This window comes from Geodermatophilus sp. SYSU D01106, assembly GCF_054049995.1.
In genome coordinates this window covers 270,005-288,683 of the sequence record NZ_JBJGYM010000003.1, presented here as the reverse complement: position 1 = coordinate 288,683, position 18,679 = coordinate 270,005, and the positions used below count along the sequence as shown (strand labels likewise).

Here is an 18,679-nt window from a genome sequence, read left to right as displayed (position 1 = left end):
CACCTGGTCCTCTCTAGCGTGCGGTCAGAGGTGACCGTTACGACGAGGGAGTCGTCCCGTGACCATCGCAGCCGTGCCCCCGGCCGACGCAGGCGGCGTCGACCTGGCGACCGTCGACCTGTCCGACCGGGACTGGTGGACGACCCCGCCGGAGTACCGCCACGCCGCCTTCGACCGGCTGCGCAGCGAGCGCCCCTTCGCCTTCTTCGCCGAGCCCGACATCCCCGGCTTCCCGCCCGGCCCCGGCTACCACGCGGTCACCCGCTACGCCGACCTCGAGGCGATCAGCTGCCGGCCGGCCGTCTTCTGCTCCGGCAAGGGCGCGGTGTCCATGCAGGACGTGCCGGCCGACCTCAACGAGTTCTACGGCTCGCTGATCAGCATGGACGACCCGCGGCACGCCAAGATCCGCCGCATCGTGTCGAAGACGTTCACGCCGCGGATGCTCGAGCGGACGCTGGACTCGGTGCGCGCCGTCGTCGACGACGTCCTGGCGCGCGCCCGGGCGAAGGCGGAGGCCGGGGACGGGAGCATCGACGTCGTCGCCGACATCGCCGCGCCGATCCCGCTGCGGGTCATCTGCGACATGATGGGCGTCCCGGAGGCCGACCGCGCCTCCGTGCTGGCCAACTCGAACGTCATCCTGTCCGGCGGCGACCCGGAGCTCATCGAGAACGACGACCCGCTGACCGCCTTCCTCACCGCGGGCATGGAGATGGCGGCCCTGATGGAGCGGCTGGCGGCCGAGCGGCTGGCCGAGCCGCGCGACGACCTCACCACCGCGCTGGTCAGCACCGAGGTCGACGGCGAGAGGCTGTCGCACCAGGAGATCGCCTCGTTCTTCATCCTGCTGCTGGTCGCCGGCAACGAGACCACCCGCAACGCGATCTCCCAGGGCCTGCTGGCGCTCTCGCAGCACCCCGACCAGTGGGCCCGCTGGGCCGCCGACCCGGCGCTGGACCGCACCGGCGTCGAGGAGGTCGTGCGCTGGGTGAGCCCGGTGACCTGGATGCGCCGCACCGCCACGCAGGACGGCGAGATCAACGGCCACGCCTTCACCGCGGGGGAGAAGTTCCTGCTGTTCTACGCCGCCGCCAACCGCGACCCCGAGGTGTTCGCCGACCCGCAGCGCTTCGACGTCGGCCGCGACCCCAACCCGCACGTCGGCTTCGGCTCCAAGGGCCCGCACTTCTGCCTCGGCGCGCACCTGGCCCGCCGCGAGCTGCAGGTGACCTTCCGGGCCGTCTTCGACCAGCTGCCCGACCTCGAGGTCACCGGCCCGCCGCACCGGCTGGCGTCGTCGTTCGTCAACGGCCTCAAGCGGCTGCCCGCGCGGCTGGGCGGGGACCGCTGATGCGGGTCGTGGCCGACCGCGAGGTGTGCGTCGGGGCGGGCTCGTGCGAACTGCTCGCCCCCGACGCGTTCGAGGTCGACGACGACGGCGCCGTCCGGGTGCTGCAGGAGCAGCCGGACGACGCCGCCGCCGTGCGCGACGCGGTCTCGCAGTGCCCGACGGGGGCGATCACCCTGCTCGAGCGGGACTAGCCGAGGGCCTGCTCGAGGTCGGCGAGCAGGTCGTCGGCGTCCTCGATGCCCACCGACAGGCGCACCAGGTCGCCCGGCACCTCCAGCGGAGAGCCGGCGGCGCTGGCGTGCGTCATCCGGTGCGGGTGCTCGATGAGCGACTCCACACCGCCCAGGGACTCGGCCAGCGTGAACAGCCGCGCCCGCTCGCAGACCCGCAGGGCCGCCTCCTCGCCGCCGGCCAGCCGGAACGACAGCATCCCGCCGTACCCGGACATCTGCCGGGCCGCGATCTCGTGGCCGGGGTGGTCGGGCAGGCCGGGGTAGAGCACCCGGGACACGGCCGGGTGCGCGGTCAGGTACTCCGCGATCCGGGCGGCGTTGGCCTGGTGGCGCTCCATCCGCACACCGAGGGTCTTGATGCCGCGCACGACCAGCCAGTCCGACAGCGGCCCGGAGACCGCCCCCATCGCGTTCTGGGAGTAGGCCAACTGCTCGGCGAGGTCGCCGTCGCGGACGACCAGCGCCCCGCCGACGACGTCGGAGTGCCCGCCGAGGTACTTCGTCGTGGAGTGCACGACGACGTCGGCGCCCAGCGTCAGCGGCCGCTGCAGGTAGGGGCTGGCGAAGGTGTTGTCGACGACGAGCAGCGCGCCGGCCTCGTGCGCGATCTCGGCGGTGCGCGCGATGTCGGCGACGTTGAGCAGCGGGTTGGTCGGCGTCTCGCACCAGACGACCCGCGTGGACCCCGGGCGGATGGCGGCGCGCAGCGCGTCGGCGTCGTTCAGGTCGGCCGGCGTGTGCTCGACGCCCCAGCGCGAGACCACCTTCGAGATGAGCCGGAAGGTGCCGCCGTAGGCGTCCCCGCCCAGCACGACGTGGCTGCCCGGCGCGCAGACGGTGCGCAGCAGGGTGTCCTCGGCGGCCAGGCCGGAGGCGAAGGCCAGCCCCGCGGTGCCCTCCTCCAGCGACGCCAGCAGCGCCTGCAGCGCGTCCCGGGTCGGGTTGGCGCTGCGGGCGTACTCGTAGCCGCCACGCAGCCCGCCGACGCCGTCCTGCTTGAACGTGGTGGCCAGGTGCAGGGGGACGACGACCGCGCCGGTGGCCGGGTCGGGGTCCTGCCCGGCGTGGATGGCGCGGGTGTCGAAGCCGGGGAACTCGGTCACCGGGTCACCCCCGCCAGGTGACCGAGCACGTCCTGGCGGGTGACCACGCCCGCGGGCTTGCCGTCGACGTGCACGACGAGCGCGTCGGCCTCGCCGAACTCCGCGACGGCGGCGCTCACCGGCTCGCCGGAGCCGATGATCGGCAGCGGCGCGGACATGTGCTTCTCCACCCGGTCCGACAGCGAGGCGCGGCCGGCGAACAGCGCGTCGAGCAGCACCTTCTCGTCGACCGAGCCGACCACCTCGCCGGCGGTCACCGGCGGCTCGGCGCGGACGACCGGCATCTGGCTGACCCCGTACTCGCGCAGGATGTCGATCGCGTCGCGGACGGTCTCGTTGGGGTGGGTGTGCACGAGCTCCGGCGTCACCCCACCCTTGCCGTGCAGCAGCTCGCCGACCGTCTCGCCGGTGGCGACGTCGAGGAAGCCGTAGTCGGCCATCCACCGGTCGTTGAAGATCTTGTTGAGGTAGCCGCGTCCGCCGTCGGGCAGCAGCACCACGACGACGTCGTCGGGCCCCAGCCGCTCGGCCGCGCGCAGCGCGCCGACGACGGCCATCCCGCAGGAGCCGCCGACGAGCAGGCCCTCCTCGCGGGCCAGGCGGCGGGTCATCCGGAAGGAGTCGGCGTCGGAGACGGCGACGATGTCGTCGGCGATCGACCGGTCGTAGGCCTCGGGCCAGAAGTCCTCACCGACGCCCTCGACGAGGTAGGGACGGCCGGTGCCGCCGGAGTACACCGACCCCTCGGGGTCGACGCCGACCACCTGCACCCGCCCGCCGGAGGCCTCCTTGAGGTAGCGGCCGATGCCGCTGATCGTGCCGCCGGTGCCGACGCCGGTGACGAAGCAGGTCACCTTCCCCTCGGTCTGCTCCCAGATCTCCGGCCCGGTCGTCTCGTAGTGCGAGCGGGGGTTGGCCGGGTTGGCGTACTGGTCGGGCTTCCAGCCGCCCGGCGTCTCGCGGGCCAGCCGGTCGGAGACCGAGTAGTAGGAGCGCGGGTCGGACGGGTCGACGGCGGTGGGGCAGACGACCACCTCGGCGCCGTACGCCCGCAGCGTGTTGACCTTGTCCTGGCTGACCTTGTCGGGGCACACGAAGATGCACCGGTAGCCGCGCTGCTGGGCGACCAGCGCCAGGCCGACGCCGGTGTTGCCGCTGGTCGGCTCGACGATGGTCCCGCCCGGCTGCAGTTCCCCGCTGGCCTCGGCGGCGTCGACCATCCGCACGGCGATGCGGTCCTTCACCGACCCGCCGGGGTTCATGTACTCGACCTTGGCCAGCACCAGCGGTGCGTCCGGGCCGAGGTCGGCGGTCACCGACGACAGCCGGACCAGCGGGGTGCCGCCGATCAGGTCGACGACGGACTCGGCGTACTGCACGCGGACCTCCTCGCCCGGCGCCCCGGTCGGGCGCGCTGCCCCCATCCCACCACCACCGATGAGTCCCGGCCGCCCGCGGCGTCGTAGCGGCATGACGACGACGGGCCCGCGGGTCGAGGAGGGGTACGCGCCGGTGACCGGTGGCGTGCGGATGTACTGGCGCAGCGTCGGGGAGGGCGGTACGCCGCTGGTCGTCGTCCACGGCGGGTTCGGCGTGGTCGAGATGTTCGGCGACGTCCTCGAGCGGCTGGCCGCGGGGCGGCGGGTGGTCGCCGTCGAGCTGCAGGGGCACGGGCGCACCGCGGACGTCGACCGGCCCTTCACCTGGGACGCGTTCGCCGACGACGTCGCCGCGCTGGTCGGTTCCCTCGGCCCCGGCCCGGCCGACCTGCTCGGCTACTCGCTCGGCGGCGGGGTGGTGCTGCGGACGGCGATCCGGTCCCCGGAGGCCGTGCGCCGGCTGGTCGTGGTGTCGGCGCCGTGCCGGCGGGACGGCTGGTTCCCCGACGTCCGGGCGGGCCAGGAGTCGGTGTCCTCCGCGGGCCTGGACTGGATGCGGCGGACGCCGCTGTACGAGGCGTACGCGGCCGTCGCGCCCGACGTCGACGCCTTCCCGGCGCTGATGGACAAGACCGGCGCGCTGATCAGCGGCGACTACGACTGGACCGACGAGGTCCGCGCGCTGACGCTGCCGGTGCTGCTGGCCTACGCCGACGCCGACGGCATCCCGCCCGCCCACGCGGCCGAGTTCTTCGCCCTGCTCGGCGGCGGGCTGCGCGACGCCGGCTGGGACGGCTCGGGCCGGCCGGCGTCGCGGCTCGCGGTCCTGCCGGGGCGCACCCACTACGACGTGTTCGCCGCCCCGGAGCTCGCGCCGGTCGTCGACGCGTTCCTGACCGCGGGGGGTTAGCTCCCCGCGGGGAGGTCGGGGGCGTCGGTCCCGCCCGGCCGCCGCACCGGCTGCCGGGCGACGCCGGCCAGCGCGGGGCGGACGTCGACCAGCGGGGCCAGCAGCCCCGGGGCCGCCGCCCGCCGCTCCACGGGGGTGGGGCTGCCGGCCCGCCCGTCGGAGGAGCCGCGACGGCGGCGCGAGCGCAGGGCGGTGAGCAGGTCGACCGCCGCGAGCACCGACGCGCCGACGAGGACGGTGCGCAGCCGATCGTGCCGGTCGCCGCGGCGGTTCTGCAGCGCGACGCCCATGACGGCGAGGTCGACGGCGTCGCCGAGCACGCGGGTCCACGCCCAGCCCGGCCGCCCGGCGAGCAGGCCGGCGGCGTGCGCCAGCTCCCGGGCCCCGACGGCGGTGACGACCGGCAGCGCCACGGGGGAGTCGTCGACGCCGGCGAAGCGGGCCACACCTCGCGGGTCGACGAGCATGGTGGTGCCGAGGCCGAGGCTGGCCAGCCCGAGCAGGCGGGCGGTGCGGCGGGCGGGGCGCGGGCTCATGGGTCCTCCCGGGGAGTCGCGACCCCGGGCGGCTACCCGGGCCACCCCGAGGGAAACGGCCGGTGGCGTCCCGTCGGCGGCCGGGACGAGGATGCGGGGCATGACCTCTCCTGCGTCTCCCCGGACCCTCGGCCGGGACGGCCTGGTCGTCTCCGCGCTCGGACTGGGCTGCATGGGCATGAGCCAGATGTACGGCGCCGCCGACCGCGACGAGTCGATCGCCACCGTGCACCGCGCGCTCGACCTCGGGATCACCTTCCTCGACACCTCCGACGTCTACGGCGACGGGCACAACGAGGAGCTGGTGGGCGAGGCGATCCGCGGCCGGCGCGACGAGGTGCAGCTGGCCACGAAGTTCTCGCTGCGCCGCAACGGCTCGGGGGGCATGGACATCGACGGCCGGCCGGAGAACGTGCGGGCCTGCGCCGAGGCCAGCCTGCGGCGGCTGGGCGTCGACGTGATCGACCTCTACTACCAGCACCGGGTGGACCCGCGGGTGCCGATCGAGGACACCGTCGGGGCGATGGCCGAGCTCGTGCGGCAGGGGAAGGTCCGCCACCTCGGGCTGTCGGAGGCGTCGGCGGCGTCGGTCCGGCGCGCGGTGGCGGTGCACCCGATCGCGGCGCTGCAGAGCGAGTGGTCGCTGTGGACGCGTGACCTGGAGAGGGAGGTGCTCGGCGTCGCCCGGGAGGCGGGGATCGGCATCGTGCCGTTCAGCCCGCTCGGCCGCGGCTTCCTCACGGGCGCGATCACCGGCCCGGACGACTTCGCCGAGGACGACTGGCGGCGCACCCACCCGCGGTTCACCGGCGAGGCGTTCGCGGCCAACCTGCGGCTGGTCGACGCCGTGCGGGCCATGGCGGAGGAGCGGGGTTGCACGCCCGGGCAGCTGGCGCTCGCCTGGGTGCTCGCGCAGGGGCCCGACGTCGTGCCGATCCCGGGCACCAAGCGGCGGCCCTACCTGGAGGAGAACGCCGGCGCGCTGGCCGTGGAGCTCTCGGCCGACGACCTGGCCCGGCTGGGCGAGATCGCCCCGCCCGGGGTCGCCGTGGGCGGCCGCTACGCCGATGCCGGCTACGCCTACGGCGACAGCCCGGAGCGGGGCGCGGCGTGACCGACCCGGCCTGCGGCGTCGCGCACGGGGCGCCGGGGGAGGCGCCGCCGGGCCGGGTGCTGGTGGCGGTGTTCGACTCGCCGGTGGCCGAGGTGCTGCTGCGGTGGGCGCCGGAGCTCGGCTTCCGCGCGGTGCTGCTCGACCCCGACGCGGCCCGCGGCGCCGGCGTCGTCTCGTTCGCCGACCTGCCCGAGGACCTCGGCGACGCCGACGTCGTCGTCACCGACCACCACCGGCCCGAGCTGGGCGAGGTGCTGCGCGACGCGCTCGCCCGGCGGGTGCGCTGGGTGGGCGTCATGGGCAACCCGCGGCACGAGGGCCCGCACGTGGCGGCGCTGGCCGCGCTCGGGGTACCGCCGGAGGAGGTCGCGCGGGTGCACCGGCCGATCGGCCTGGACATCGGCTCGCGGGCACCGGCCGAGATCGCGCTCAGCACGCTCGCCGGCCTGCTCGCCGACCGCAACGGCCGCGGCGGCGGGGCCGCGCACGGCCCGCGGTGAGCGCGGTCCTGCTCGGTGCCGACCTCGGCACCAGCGGGCTCAAGCTGGTGGCCCTCGGCGAGGACGGCCGGATCGCCGCCGAGACGGAGGCCGGCTACCCGGTCGACAGCCCGCGCGAGGGGTGGGCCGAGTGCGCCGTCGGCACGTGGCGGGCCGCCCTCGACGACGCCCTCGCCCGGCTGCTGCCCGCTCTGGGCGGGCGCCCGGTGGCCGGTCTCGGCCTCTCGGGGCAGATGCACGGCACCGTCCTGGTCGACGAGGCCGGGGCGGCGCTGGCGCCCGCGGTGCTCTGGCCGGACCGGCGGGCGGCCGCGGAGGTCGCTCGCTGGCGGGCGTTGCCCGACGCCGCCCGCGCCGCGCTGGCCAACCCGCTCGTGCCCGGGATGACCGGCCCGGTGCTCGCCTGGCTCACGGCGCACCGCCCGGACCTGGTGGCCCGCGCGGCCGGCGTGCTGCTGCCCAAGGACGCGCTGCGGGCCACCCTGCTGCCCGGCGCCGACTGGCGGGTCACCGACCGCAGCGACGCCTCCGGGACGCTGCTGTGGGACGTCGTCGCCGACACCTGGTCCGACGCCGCCCGGGCCGCGGCCGGGGTGCCGCCCAGCCTGCTGCCCGCGGTGCGGTCCTCGGCCGCGGTCGCCGGGACGGCGGTGCTGGGCGGGACGGCGGTGCTGGGCGGGGCGGGGGTGCCGGTCGTCGTCGGCGGCGCCGACACCCCACTGGCGCTGCTCGCGGCCGGTACCGCCGGCGGGCTGCAGATCAACCTGGGCACCGGTGCGCAGGTGCTGCGGCCCGGCTGGACGCCCGCCCCCGCCGACGACCCGCCCGTGCACGGCTACGCCGACGCCGAGGGCGGCTGGTACGCGATGGCCGCGCTGCAGAACGGCGGCTCGGCGTGGTCCTGGGCGGCCGGCGTCCTCGGTGTCGCCCCCGGGGACCTGTTCGACCTCGCCGCGTCGTCGCCGCCGGGCGCCGGGGGTGTGGTTTTCCGGCCGTTCCTCACCGGCGAGCGCGGCGGGGTGGCCGGTCCGGGTGACCGCGCCTCGTGGACCGGGCTGTCGGCGGGCACCACGCGCTCCGACCTCGCCCGCGCCGCCGTCGAGGGGGTGCTGACCGCGGTCGCCGACGCAGCCGGGCTGCTCGGGGAGCCGCCGGACGGGCCGGTCGTGCTCACCGGTGGCGGCGGGCGCTCCCCGCTGGTGCGGCAGGTGCTCGCCGACCTGCTCGGGCGGCCCGTGGTGCCCCTGGAGCTGCGGAGCGCCTCCGCGATCGGTGCCGCCGTGCTGGCCGGGCGCGGGGTCGGGCTGGCGGCGGAGCCGGAGCGGGCGGCGGGCGAGCCGGTGTCCCCGGGGAAGTGACCCGGGCCGACGCCCGGCCAGCCGCATGGAACGGCGGGGGCGGGGCATCCGTTGACCTCGACGAGCGGGCCCAGCCGCGGGCCCCGGCGAGAGGAGGCACCCGACATGGCGTCGGTGTTCGACAAGGTGGCCCAGTTCGCCCGCAGTCCCAAGGGCCAGCAGGCGCTCAAGCAGGTCTCGGCCAAGGCGCAGCAGCTGGCGAGCGACCCGAAGACGAAGGCGCGCATCGACGACGCGCGCCGCCGGTTCTCCGGCGGCCGCGGCACGGGCGGTCCGCGCCCGTAGGCCCCCGCACCGCACACGACGGCGGCCCCTCCCCGAGTCCGGGGTGGGGCCGCCGTCGTGTCCCGGGCCGGCGCGTCAGGCCGCGTCGTCCGGGGGCAGCCGCAGGTGCGCCAGCGCGGCGTCGTGCAGCAGGCCGTTGGTGGCCAGGGCGCTGCCGCCGGCCGGGCCGGGGACGCCGGTGAGGTCGGTGAACCGGCCGCCGGCCTCCCGCACGATGACGTCGAGCGCGGCGAGGTCCCACAGCGAGACCTCCGGTTCGCACGCCACGTCGACCGCCCCCTCGGCCAGCAGCACGTAGCTCCAGAAGTCGCCGTAGGCGCGGGTGCGCCAGGACGCGCGGGTGAGGCCGATGAAGCCGTCGAGCAGGCCGCGCTCCTCCCAGCCGGACAGGCTGGAGTAGGACAGGCTCGCGTCGCCGAGGTCGGAGACGCCCGACACCCGGCAGCGCGTGGCCGACTCCAGCCGCCGGCCGGTCCACGCGCCGACGTCCTTGGCCGCCCACCAGCGGCGGTTGAGCGCGGGCGCGGAGACCAGGCCCACGACCGCTTCGTCGCCGTCGAACAGCGCGATGAGCGTCGCCCACACCGGCACGCCGCGGACGAAGTTCTTCGTCCCGTCGATGGGGTCGAGCACCCAGCGCCGCGGGCCGTGCCCGGTGACGCCGAACTCCTCGCCGAGCACGGCGTCGCGGGTGCGGGCCCGGGCGAGGGTGATCCGCAGCTGCTCTTCGACGGCGCGGTCGGCGTCGGTGACCGGCGTCAGGTCCGGCTTGGTCTCGACGGCGAGGTCGAGGGCCTTGAAGCGGTCCATGCTGATGGAGTCCGCCTGGTCGGCCAGCACGTGCGCCAGGTGCATGTCCCCCGTGAAGTCCCGGCCCGGTGTCATGGGCACCGAACCTAGCGGGACGTCAGTCGAACACCGCGGCGCTCACGCCGCTGGGCCCCTCGTACTCGCGGTCCTCGATCTTCTGCAGCGCGTCGAGCACCTCCTTGTCGCCGCCCTTCGCGTGCTCGAGGAGCTGCTCCTTGCTGGCCGGGTACTCGATGCCCTTGAGGGCCTTCTGGATGTCGATCGGGCTCACCATGGCGTCCCGCTACCCCCGCCCCCGTCCGTCGATGCGCGGATACCGTCGCGGGCGTGGAGGCGGCGACGATCGTGGGGCTCCTGGCCGACCCCACCCGGTTGAGGGTGGTGGCGGCGCTGGCGCTCGGCGCCGGGACGATCGAGGAGGTCGCCGACGCCTCGGGGCTCTCGCTCAAGGACGTCGCGCTGGCCGCCCGCCGGCTGGCCCGCGCCGGGCTGGTGCGCCGCGACGGGCACGGCCTCGAGCTGCTGACCGACCGGTTCGGCGCCGCCGCGCGGGCCGCGGCCGCCTCCGCCCCGCCGGCCGAGCCGCTGTCGGACGACCCGGCGGAGTCCGCGGTGCTCGCCTCCTTCATCCGCGACGGCCGGCTGACCACCATCCCGGCCCAGCTGAGCAAGCGCCGGGTGGTGCTCGAGCACGTGGTGCGGGTCTTCGACGTCGGCGTGCGCTACCCCGAGCGGGAGGTCAACGCGCTGCTCGCGGTCTGGCACCCCGACACCGCGGCGCTGCGCCGGTACCTGGTCGACGAGGGGCTGCTGTCGCGGGAGGCGGGGGAGTACTGGCGCTCCGGCGGCTGGGTGGACGTCTAGTCCCGGTGCGGGTCGTGCTCTGCCCCGCCCGGCGGGGCAGAGCACGACCACTCGCAGGACAGGACCCGCCTCCGGGGGCCACACTCCCGCCCGTGCCCGACGCCGACGACCTCCGCGCGCTCGCCCGGTCCTCGCCGTGGCTGTTCCGCACGCTGCGGTTCACCCTCCGCACCGGGCGGTCCGACGGCGCCGTCCGGGTCCGGCTGCGGCGCCCGGACCGGCTGCGCGTCGAGACCCTCGACGGGGACCTGCTGGACGTCGTCCACGAGTCCCCCGGCAGCGGGACCGTCGTGCTCACCTCGTGGGCGGGCGGGGTCGCCCCGGCCCCCGAGCCGCCCGGGGAGCCGGTCCGGCGCCCCGACGGGCTGGTCGCCGTCCGCCCGTGGGACCGCGCGCAGGCCGAGGACCCGATGTGGCAGGACTACGGCTTCGTCGCCCTGCTGGACCCCGTCGAGTTCGCCGACGGCCGCGACCGGGACACCGGGGAGCCCGCGGGGCCGCCGCTGGAGATCGGGCCTGTCCGGGAGGTCGAGCACGGGGGCCGGCCCGCCTGGGAGGCCGTCGTCGCGACGACCGCCACCTACGAGCCGCGCTGTGGCTGCTGCTCCCTGCTGCACGACCCGGACGTCGACCGGCTCGAGTGGGGGGAGGCGCGCGACGTCGTGTACCCGACCGCCTCCCGGATCCGGCTGGACGTCGGCACCGGCGTCTGCGTCCTCGTCGAGGCCCTCGACGGCACCTCCGCCGGCGACGGCCACGAGGTGGTGGTCGAGGCCGTCGACGAGCCGATGGCCGACGACCTGTTCGTCCCGCTGCCCCGGCCGCCGGGCCCGGGTCCGGGTCCGGCAGCCGCTCCGGGCCGTCAGTCCGGCTGAGCCAGCCGCACCGTGCCGTCGGGGTCGACGGACCAGCCGGGGTTGTGCGCGACCTCCCAGACGACGCCGTTCGGGTCGCGCACCAGCGCGTGGAAGACGCCGCCGAAGGCGCCCTCCTCGGGCGGGGTGAGCACCGTCCCGCCGTGCGCGGCCATCCGGTCGGCCAGCGCGGCGACGGCGGGCCGGTCGGCGACGTTGTGCGCCAGCGTCACCCCGGACACCTCCGGACGCGCCGGGCCGGTGCCGAGGTCGCGGGCGAAGCTCCCCGTCTCGAAGAAGGCCAGCACCGTGCCCGGCGCGACCTGGAAGAAGACGATCTCGCCGGGGACGTCGAGCAGCGGCGTCCACCCGAGGCCCTCGACGTAGAACCGCCGCGCCGCGTCGAGGTCGGCGGTGGCGAGGGTGAGGAAGTGGACCTGCTGCTCCACGGTGGCCTCCTAGTACCCCGGGCCGACCTGGCCGACGGCGCCGAGCAGCCGTCGCACGCTGGCCAGCCGCTCCTCCCGGTTGTCCGGGCCGGCCGCGGCCCAGGCGTCCAGCGCGCAGTCGGGGTCGTCGGACGAGTGCCCGCACCCGGGCGGGCAGTCGACCGCGGCCTCGGCCAGGTCGTCGAAGGCGGCGACGACGTCGTCGGCGGTGACGTGCGCCAGCCCCAGCGACCGGATGCCCGGGGTGTCGATGACCGTGCCCCCGCCGGGCAGGTCGAACAGCACCGCCGACGACGAGGTGTGCCGCCCCTTGCCGATCTTGCTGACGTCGCCGGTGGCCCGGAAGGCGTCGGGCACCAGCCGGTTGACCAGCGTCGACTTGCCCACGCCCGACTGCCCGACGAAGACGCTGGTGCGTCCGCCGATCCGGTCGAGCAGCGGCTCCAGCGGCGCCTCGCGCGACATCGGCACCGCGTCCACGTCGAGCCCGGCGTAGCGGTCCAGCAGCGGCTGCGCGCTGGCCAGGTCGGTCTTGGTCAGGCAGAACAGCGGCTGCAGGCCGCCGGCGAAGGCGGCCACCAGGCACCGGTCGAGGAAGCCCAGCGCGGGCTCGGGGTCGGTCACCGAGGTGACGACGACGAGCAGCTCGGCGTTGGCCACCACGACCCGCTCGGTGGGGTCGGTGTCGTCGGCGGTGCGCCGCAGCGAGGTCGCCCGCTCCTCGATGACGACGATCCGGGCCAGGGTGTCCGGGCGGCCGGTGGTGTCGCCGACGAGCCGCACCCGGTCGCCGACGACGACGCCGTGCCGCCCGAGCTCGCGGGCGCGCATCGCGGTGACCTCGACGGGGGCGCCGTCCGGGCCCTCGACGCGGACGGTCATCCGGCCGCGGTCGACGGCGACGACGAGCCCCGGGACGGCGTCGCCGTGCGCCGGGCGGGTGCGGGTGCGCGGCCGCGAGCCACGCCGGCTCGGCCGCGTCCGGACGTCGTCCTCGTCCGACCGGCTGTCGAGCCTGCGGGGGCTCAGGTGCCCACCCCGGCGGGAGCCCCGGACACGTCGGCGCCGAGCATCGCCGCCCAGCGCTCCCGGAAGTCCGGCAGCGTCTTGGTGACCGCCTCGGGCCCGGACACCCGCACGCCGTCGACCGCGAGGCCGAGGACGGCGGCGGCGTGCACCATGCGGTGGTCGGCGTAGGAGTCGACGAGCGCGGCGCGGCCCGGGCCGGGGGTGACCACCAGGCCGTCGGGCAGCTGCTCGACCCGCGCGCCGACGGCGGTGAGCACCTCGTCGAGGGCTTGCAGCCGGTCGGTCTCGTGGCCGCGCAGGTGCTCGATGCCGGTGAGCCGGGAGGTCCCGTCGGCCAGCGCGCACAGCGCGGCGAGCACCGGGGTCAGCTCACCGACGTCGCCGAGGTCGGCCACCAGCGGCGCGATCCGGCCGGTGCCGGTGACCCGCAGCCCCTCGGGCGTGCGCTCCACCTCGGCGCCCATCCGCGACAGCAGCGCGTCGAGCTGCGCGCCGGGCTGGGTGGTGGCCGCCGGCCAGTCGGGCACGGTGACCCGGCCGCCGGTGACCAGCGCGGCGGCGAGGAACGGCGCGGCGTTGGACAGGTCGGGCTCGACGACGCGGTCCAGCGGGGCCAGGCGCCCGGGCGCCACGCGCCAGCCGCGGTCGGTGGCCGCGACGTCGACGCCGTGTTCGCGCAGCGCGGCCACGGTCATCTCCACGTGGGGCATCGACGGCACCCCGCCGGCCAGCGCCAGGTCGATCCCGTCGGCGAAGCGGGCGGCGGCCAGCAGCAGGCCGGAGACGATCTGCGACGACTCGCTCGCGTCGACGGTCACCGCGCCGCCGCGGACCCCGCCGGTGCCGTGCACGGTGAACGGCGCCCGGCCGCGGCCGCCGTCGTCGACCGCCACGCCGAGGGCGCGCAGCGCGGCGATCAGCCCGGCGTTCGGGCGCTCGCGCAGCCGCGGGTCGCCGTCGAGCCGCACCGGGCCGTCGGCGAGGGCGGCCACCGGCGGCAGGAAGCGCAGCACGGTGCCGGCCAGCCCGGCGTCGACCTCGGCGGGGCCGCGCAGCGGGCCGGGGGTGACGAGCCAGTCGGCGCCGTCCTCGTCGACCCGCGCGCCGAGGGCCCGCAGCCCGGCGGCCATGAGGTCGGTGTCGCGGGCGCGCAGCGGGCGCACCACCCGGCTCGGGCCGTCGGCCAGCGCGGCGAGCACCAGGGCCCGCGCGGTGATCGACTTCGAGCCGGGCAGCGCCACCACGGCGTCGACCGGGGTGCTGCGGTGCGGCGTCGACCAGACCTGGCTCACGGGTCCATCCTGCCTGGCCCGGCCGACGCCGCTCCGCGCACGCTCAGCCGCCGACCGGGCGGTCGGCCTTCTTCACCGGCACCGTGCGGACCAGCCGCCGGTTGGCGAACTCGAACATCGCCAGCTCCGAGAGCTCACGGCCGTAACCCGACCGCTTGATCCCGCCGAAGGGCAGCTCGGGGGAGGAGCCGGTGGGCTGGTTGATCCACACCATGCCGGCCTCGAGCCGCTCGGCCACCGCGCGGGCGCGGTCGACGTCGCTGCTCATGACGGTGGCGCCGAGGCCGAAGTCGCTGTCGTTGGCCAGCGCGACCGCCTCGTCGGCGTCCTTCACCTTGTAGACGACGGCGGCCGGGCCGAACAGCTCCTCGCGGTAGGCGCGCATCTCCGGCGTGACGTCGGTGAGGATCGTCGGCTCCACGAAGGCGCCCGGGTGGTCGGGGCGCCCGCCGCCGGCGACGACCGTGGCGCCCTTGTCGATGGCGTCCTGGATCTGGGCGTGCAGGTCCTTCGCGGCGCGCTCGCTCGACAGCGGGGCCAGCGACGTCGCCTTGTCCGCCGGGTCGCCGGGGGCGAAGGTGCCGAACGCCTGCCGCAGGCCCTCGACGAAGGGCTCGTAGTTCTCCTCGGTGACGATCAGCCGCTTGGAGGCGGTGCAGGCCTGGCCGGTGTTCTGCATCCGGCCCATGGTCGCGGCCTTCACCGTGGCGGCCATGTCCTCGGCGTCGAGCACGATGAACGGGTCGCTGCCGCCGAGCTCGAGCACCGACTTCTTGAGGTGCTTGCCGGCGAGGGCGCCCACCGCGCTGCCGGCCCGCTCGCTGCCGGTGAGCGTGACGCCCTGGATGCGGGGGTCGGCGATGACCTGCTCGACGTCCTCGATGCGCAGGAACGTGTTGGTGAAGACGCCCTCGGGCGCGCCGGCGTCGGTGAACAGCTGCTCGATGGCCACCGCGCACTGCGGGGTGATCTCGGCGTGCTTGAGGATGACGGTGTTGCCCAGCACCAGGTTGGGGCCGGCCACGCGGACCACCTGGTAGAAGGGGTAGTTCCAGGGCTCGATGGCCAGCAGGGCGCCGACCGGCCGGGTCTCCACGACCGCCTCGCCCTTGCCCATGAGCGGCGTGATCGACGTGGGCTCGAGGAAGCCGGGGCCGTTGTCGGCGTAGTACTTGAGGATCATCGAGCACAGGTAGAGCTCGCCGGTCGCCTCGTCGCGGCGCTTGCCCATCTCGGTGGTGATGAGGGACGCGAGCTCCTCGCGCCGCTCGTCCATCAGCTCGGCGGCGCGGCGGACCACGGCGGCGCGGTCCTCCACCGGCCGCTCCCGCCACTCCTGGTAGGCGGCGTGCGCCTTCCCGACGATCCCGTCGATGGCCTCGGTCGGCGTGAAGTCGAACTCCTTCTCGACCTGACCGGTGAAGGGGTTGACCGTCGCGTAGCGCCGCTCGGCGGACTCGCTCGCGGTCTTCGGCTGCTCGTGCGTGGGGTTCTGGGTGGCGGTCACCTGGGTGATCCTCGTCTCTCGTCGGCGTCGACTCCACCCCCGGCCTACCCGCGGCCGCCCGGGGCAGTCGCGCCGTCGGTCCCCCCACCTAGAGTCGGGAGGGACGGGCCCGCCGTCCGGGCCCGACAGCCGCCGGGAGGACCAGCCGTGTGTGGTCGCTACGCCGCCAGCCGCCGTCCCGAGGACCTCGTGGTCGAGTTCGAGGCGGTCCCCGCCGAGGGGCAGGAGCCACTGCGGGCCGACTTCAACGTCGCGCCCACCAAGGACGTGTACGTCGTCCGCACCAAGCGGGAGCGCGACGCCGAGGGCAGCCCCACCGGCGCCGGGCACCGCGAGCTGCGGGCGGTGCGCTGGGGCCTGGTGCCCTCGTGGGCCAAGGACGCCTCGATCGGCAACCGGCTGCTCAACGCCCGCGTCGAGTCGCTCACCGAGAAGCCGGCCTTCCGCTCGGCCGCGCGCTCGCGCCGCTGCCTGGTGCCGGCCGACGGCTGGTACGAGTGGCAGAAGCGGCTCGACTCCCCGGGCAAGCAGCCCTTCTTCATCCACCCGGCCGACGGGTCGACGCTGGCGATGGCCGGGCTGTACGAGGTGTGGGGGAAGGGCGAGGACCGCCTCTACACCTGCACCGTGGTCACCGCCCCGGCCGTGGGGGCGCTCACCGACATCCACGACCGGATGCCGCTGGTGCTGCCCCGCGAGCGCTGGGCCGACTGGCTCGACCCGTCCCGCGACGACGTCGAGGCGCTCACCGAGCCGACCCCGCCGGAGGTCGTCGAGGCGCTGGAGCTGCGCCCCGTCGGCACCGCGGTGAACAACGTCCGCAACAACGGCGCCGAGCTGCTGACCCGGGTGGAGGGCACCAGCGTCCCCGCCGACCAGCCGGCGCTCTTCTGAGGAGACCTGCCCTGAGCGAGCGCGCGCCCGCCGTCCCGTCGACCGACCCGCCCGCTCCGGCCGGCGCCGCGCTGCCCGGGTGGGTGGCCGCCGGGGTCACCTTCCTGTCCTCCGGGGCGGTGCTGGTGCTCGAGATCGTCGGGCTGCGGCTGATCGCGCCCTACGTCGGCATCACGCTGCAGACCAACACCGCCGTCATCGGCTTCGCGCTGGCCGCCATCGCGATCGGCGCGTGGGCCGGCGGCGCCACCGCCGACCGGCGCGACCCGCGGCAGCTCATCGCGCCGCTGCTGGTGGCCGGCGGCGCGCTGGTGGTCGCCGTCCTGCCGCTGGTCCGCTTCGCCGGGTCGTTCCTCACCGGGGCCGACGCCGGGAGCGTGCTGCTGCTGGCCGCCGTGGCCGTGGTGGTGCCCGCCGCGCTGCTGTCGGCGGTGCCGCCGATGGTGGTCAAGCTGCAGCTGGCCTCGCTCGACGAGACCGGCGCGGTGGTCGGGAAGCTGTCGGGCATCGGCACGCTCGGCGGGATCGCGGCCACCTTCGCCACCGGGTTCGTGCTGGTCGCGGTGTTCCCGAGCAGCGGCATCCTCGTGGGCACCGGGCTGGTCACCGTGCTCGCCGGGATCGCGGTGTTCGTGCTGCTGCGCCGCTCGGCCCCCGCCGGCGCCGGGCGGCTGCCGGCCGCGCTCCTGCTGCTCGCGGTGGCCGGGTCGCTGCTGGCCGCGGTCGCGCCCACGCCGTGCGAGGAGGAGACCGCCTACCACTGCGCCCGCGTGGTGGCCGACCCCGAGCGCGAGACCGGCCGGGTGCTGGTGCTCGACACGCTGCGGCACAGCTACGTCGACCTCGCCGACCCGACGTACCTGGAGTTCGAGTACGTCCGCGCGATCGCCGCGGTCACCGACGTCCTCGCCCCGGCCGGGCAGTCGCTGTCGGCGCTGCACCTCGGCGGCGGCGGGGCCACGGTGCCGCGCTACCTCGCCGAGGTGCGGCCGGGCACCACGAGCCGGGTGCTGGAGGTCGACCCCGGCGTCGTCGAGATCGACCGCGAGCGGCTCGGGCTCGAGGAGTCCGCGGAGCTCGAGGTGCGGGTCGGCGACGCGCGGGTGGGGCTGGCCGACGAGGACGCCGGCACCCGCGACCTCGTCGTCGGCGACGCGTTCGGCGGGCTGTCGGTCCCGTGGCAGCTGACCACCGTGGAGGCGCTCGGGCTGGTCGACCGCGCGCTCACCGACGACGGCGTCTACGTCGCCAACCTCATCGACCACCCGCCGCTGTCGTTCGTCCGCGCGGAGCTGGCGACCATGCGCGAGGTCTGGCCGCACGTGCTGCTGCTGGCCCGGGCGCCGGTGCTCGCGGGGGAGGACGGCGGCAACCTGGTCGCCGTCGCCTCGCACCGGCCGCTCGACGAGGTGGCGCTGGCCGAGGCCCTGCTGGCCCAGGACTCCACGTGGCAGGTGGCCTCGGCCGACGAGGTGGCCGCCTTCGCCGGCGACGCCCGGGTGCTCACCGACGACGCCGCGCCGGTCGACCAGCTGCTCACCCCCTACGGCGCCCCGGACGCCTGACCAGGAGGACTCTTCCGGTCCACGCGGCCTCCCTGCAGGGGCCCGCCGCGAGCGTGCGAGTGGTGGGGGGCAGGGAGGTCCTTCAGCAGCGGCCGATCGGGGCGGTGCGGGCACGGGTGAGGCGCACCAGCTCGGCCGGCGGCAGCTCCACCTGCAGGCCGCGGCGGCCGGCGCTCACCATGACCGTCGCGAACCCCAGCGCCGAGTCGTCGACCACCGTCGGCAGCGCCTTGCGCTGGCCGAGCGGGCTGATCCCGCCCAGCACGTAGCCGGTGGTCCGCTCGGCGTCGGCGGGGTCGGCCATCGCGGCCTTCCGCCCGCCGGCCGCGGTGGCGAGCGCCTTGAGGTCGAGGGTGCCGGCCACCGGGACGACGGCGACGGTCAGGACGCCGTCGACGCGGGTGACCAGCGTCTTGAACACCTGGCGCGGATCGGCGCCCAGCGCGGCCACCGCGGCCTCGCCGTGCCCCTGGTCGGAGGGGTGCTCCGGGTCGTAGGGGTGCAGCGTGTGCGCCACGCCGGCCTTCTCCAGAGCCCGCACCGCGGGGGTCGCCGCCACGGCCGGGCAGCGTAGCCAGCGCCTCCCCGCGGCGCCGCCGGGTTCCGCAGGTGGGGAGCCCGGCGGGGAATGACGCCCCCGGGG

At 76.2% G+C, this 18,679-nt stretch carries 21 protein-coding genes; 11 read left to right on the top strand and 10 right to left on the bottom strand.

The window, feature by feature from the left end; genetic code table 11:
- Window positions 1-58: 58 nt before the first annotated feature.
- On the top strand, window positions 59-1,354 hold the full coding sequence (locus ACI78R_RS05275) for a cytochrome P450 (protein WP_139253026.1): 1,296 nt from the start codon (window positions 59-61) through the stop codon (window positions 1,352-1,354).
- Complete coding sequence (locus ACI78R_RS05270; protein WP_454554124.1) at window positions 1,354-1,545, top strand: ferredoxin; 192 nt, start codon at window positions 1,354-1,356, stop codon at window positions 1,543-1,545. The genes ACI78R_RS05275 and ACI78R_RS05270 overlap by 1 nt, the downstream gene beginning before the upstream one ends.
- Here ACI78R_RS05270 and ACI78R_RS05265 read toward each other — a convergent pair.
- On the bottom strand, window positions 1,542-2,690 hold the full coding sequence (locus ACI78R_RS05265; protein ID WP_457039884.1) for a cystathionine gamma-synthase: 1,149 nt from the start codon (window positions 2,688-2,690) through the stop codon (window positions 1,542-1,544). The genes ACI78R_RS05270 and ACI78R_RS05265 overlap by 4 nt on opposite strands.
- Window positions 2,687-4,069 carry a cystathionine beta-synthase gene (locus tag ACI78R_RS05260; protein WP_073421623.1) on the bottom strand — a complete coding sequence of 461 codons (1,383 nt, stop codon included), beginning with the start codon at window positions 4,067-4,069 and terminating at the stop codon, window positions 2,687-2,689. The genes ACI78R_RS05265 and ACI78R_RS05260 overlap by 4 nt, the downstream gene beginning before the upstream one ends.
- A gap of 91 nt (window positions 4,070-4,160) precedes the next feature.
- On the opposite strand from ACI78R_RS05260, the gene ACI78R_RS05255 reads away from it, so the two are divergent.
- A complete protein-coding gene (locus ACI78R_RS05255; RefSeq protein ID WP_457039883.1) occupies window positions 4,161-4,979 on the top strand; it encodes an alpha/beta fold hydrolase in 819 nt (272 codons plus the stop codon).
- On the opposite strand, the gene ACI78R_RS05250 is transcribed toward ACI78R_RS05255, so the two are convergent.
- Window positions 4,976-5,515: a hypothetical protein gene (locus tag ACI78R_RS05250; protein ID WP_073421625.1), complete on the bottom strand. Its 540-nt coding sequence runs from the start codon at window positions 5,513-5,515 to the stop codon at window positions 4,976-4,978. The two genes, ACI78R_RS05255 and ACI78R_RS05250, sit on opposite strands and share 4 nt — an antisense overlap.
- A gap of 100 nt (window positions 5,516-5,615) precedes the next feature.
- Between ACI78R_RS05250 and ACI78R_RS05245 the strand changes: the two genes are divergently transcribed.
- From ACI78R_RS05245 to ACI78R_RS05230, 4 genes are all read left to right on the top strand, one after another.
- Entirely contained in the window at window positions 5,616-6,629 is a 1,014-nt protein-coding gene (locus ACI78R_RS05245; RefSeq protein WP_457039882.1) for an aldo/keto reductase, read from the top strand.
- Window positions 6,626-7,129, top strand: coding sequence for an XdhC family protein (locus ACI78R_RS05240; protein WP_457039881.1), 504 nt, complete (start codon window positions 6,626-6,628; stop codon window positions 7,127-7,129). The genes ACI78R_RS05245 and ACI78R_RS05240 overlap by 4 nt, the downstream gene beginning before the upstream one ends.
- The gene (locus ACI78R_RS05235; RefSeq protein WP_457039880.1) at window positions 7,126-8,487 is read left to right on the top strand and encodes an FGGY family carbohydrate kinase; all 1,362 of its coding nucleotides are present in this window, start codon (window positions 7,126-7,128) and stop codon (window positions 8,485-8,487) included. The genes ACI78R_RS05240 and ACI78R_RS05235 overlap by 4 nt, the downstream gene beginning before the upstream one ends.
- A gap of 105 nt (window positions 8,488-8,592) precedes the next feature.
- A complete protein-coding gene (locus tag ACI78R_RS05230; protein ID WP_457039879.1) occupies window positions 8,593-8,772 on the top strand; it encodes a hypothetical protein in 180 nt (59 codons plus the stop codon).
- 75 nt (window positions 8,773-8,847) lie between these two features.
- Here ACI78R_RS05230 and ACI78R_RS05225 read toward each other — a convergent pair whose 3' ends face one another.
- Both ACI78R_RS05225 and ACI78R_RS05220 read right to left on the bottom strand, forming a co-directional pair.
- Window positions 8,848-9,657, bottom strand: coding sequence for an inositol monophosphatase family protein (locus ACI78R_RS05225; RefSeq protein WP_336027708.1), 810 nt, complete (start codon window positions 9,655-9,657; stop codon window positions 8,848-8,850).
- A gap of 22 nt (window positions 9,658-9,679) precedes the next feature.
- Complete coding sequence (locus ACI78R_RS05220; RefSeq protein WP_073421631.1) at window positions 9,680-9,856, bottom strand: DUF2795 domain-containing protein; 177 nt, start codon at window positions 9,854-9,856, stop codon at window positions 9,680-9,682.
- 53 nt (window positions 9,857-9,909) lie between these two features.
- On the opposite strand from ACI78R_RS05220, the gene ACI78R_RS05215 reads away from it, so the two are divergent.
- Together ACI78R_RS05215 and ACI78R_RS05210 are read left to right on the top strand one after the other, a co-directional pair.
- The gene (locus ACI78R_RS05215; protein ID WP_073421632.1) at window positions 9,910-10,446 is read left to right on the top strand and encodes a DUF2087 domain-containing protein; all 537 of its coding nucleotides are present in this window, start codon (window positions 9,910-9,912) and stop codon (window positions 10,444-10,446) included.
- Between the two features lie 92 nt (window positions 10,447-10,538).
- On the top strand, window positions 10,539-11,321 hold the full coding sequence (locus ACI78R_RS05210) for a hypothetical protein (RefSeq protein ID WP_457039878.1): 783 nt from the start codon (window positions 10,539-10,541) through the stop codon (window positions 11,319-11,321).
- Here the strand turns inward: ACI78R_RS05210 and ACI78R_RS05205 are convergent.
- The 4 genes from ACI78R_RS05205 to ACI78R_RS05190 form a co-directional block, all read right to left on the bottom strand.
- Window positions 11,309-11,749 (bottom strand): VOC family protein, encoded by a 441-nt coding sequence (locus ACI78R_RS05205; RefSeq protein WP_073421634.1) that lies wholly within the window; start codon window positions 11,747-11,749, stop codon window positions 11,309-11,311. The genes ACI78R_RS05210 and ACI78R_RS05205 overlap by 13 nt on opposite strands.
- Window positions 11,750-11,758: 9 nt before the next feature.
- Window positions 11,759-12,631, bottom strand: a complete 873-nt coding sequence (gene rsgA / locus ACI78R_RS05200) for a ribosome small subunit-dependent GTPase A (RefSeq protein WP_454555124.1) — start codon at window positions 12,629-12,631, stop codon at window positions 11,759-11,761.
- Window positions 12,632-12,774: 143 nt separating this feature from the next.
- A complete protein-coding gene (gene aroA, locus ACI78R_RS05195; RefSeq protein WP_457039877.1) occupies window positions 12,775-14,070 on the bottom strand; it encodes a 3-phosphoshikimate 1-carboxyvinyltransferase in 1,296 nt (431 codons plus the stop codon).
- Between the two features lie 43 nt (window positions 14,071-14,113).
- Complete coding sequence (locus ACI78R_RS05190; protein WP_457039876.1) at window positions 14,114-15,577, bottom strand: NAD-dependent succinate-semialdehyde dehydrogenase; 1,464 nt, start codon at window positions 15,575-15,577, stop codon at window positions 14,114-14,116.
- 147 nt (window positions 15,578-15,724) lie between these two features.
- On the opposite strand from ACI78R_RS05190, the gene ACI78R_RS05185 reads away from it, so the two are divergent.
- Window positions 15,725-16,471 carry an SOS response-associated peptidase gene (locus ACI78R_RS05185; protein WP_457039875.1) on the top strand — a complete coding sequence of 249 codons (747 nt, stop codon included), beginning with the start codon at window positions 15,725-15,727 and terminating at the stop codon, window positions 16,469-16,471.
- An 83-nt stretch (window positions 16,472-16,554) separates the two neighbouring features.
- Window positions 16,555-18,036: a fused MFS/spermidine synthase gene (locus tag ACI78R_RS05180; protein WP_457039874.1), complete on the top strand. Its 1,482-nt coding sequence runs from the start codon at window positions 16,555-16,557 to the stop codon at window positions 18,034-18,036.
- 82 nt (window positions 18,037-18,118) lie between these two features.
- Here ACI78R_RS05180 and ybaK read toward each other — a convergent pair whose 3' ends face one another.
- The gene (ybaK, locus tag ACI78R_RS05175) at window positions 18,119-18,595 is read right to left on the bottom strand and encodes a Cys-tRNA(Pro) deacylase (RefSeq protein WP_073421637.1); all 477 of its coding nucleotides are present in this window, start codon (window positions 18,593-18,595) and stop codon (window positions 18,119-18,121) included.
- Window positions 18,596-18,679: the final 84 nt, after the last annotated feature.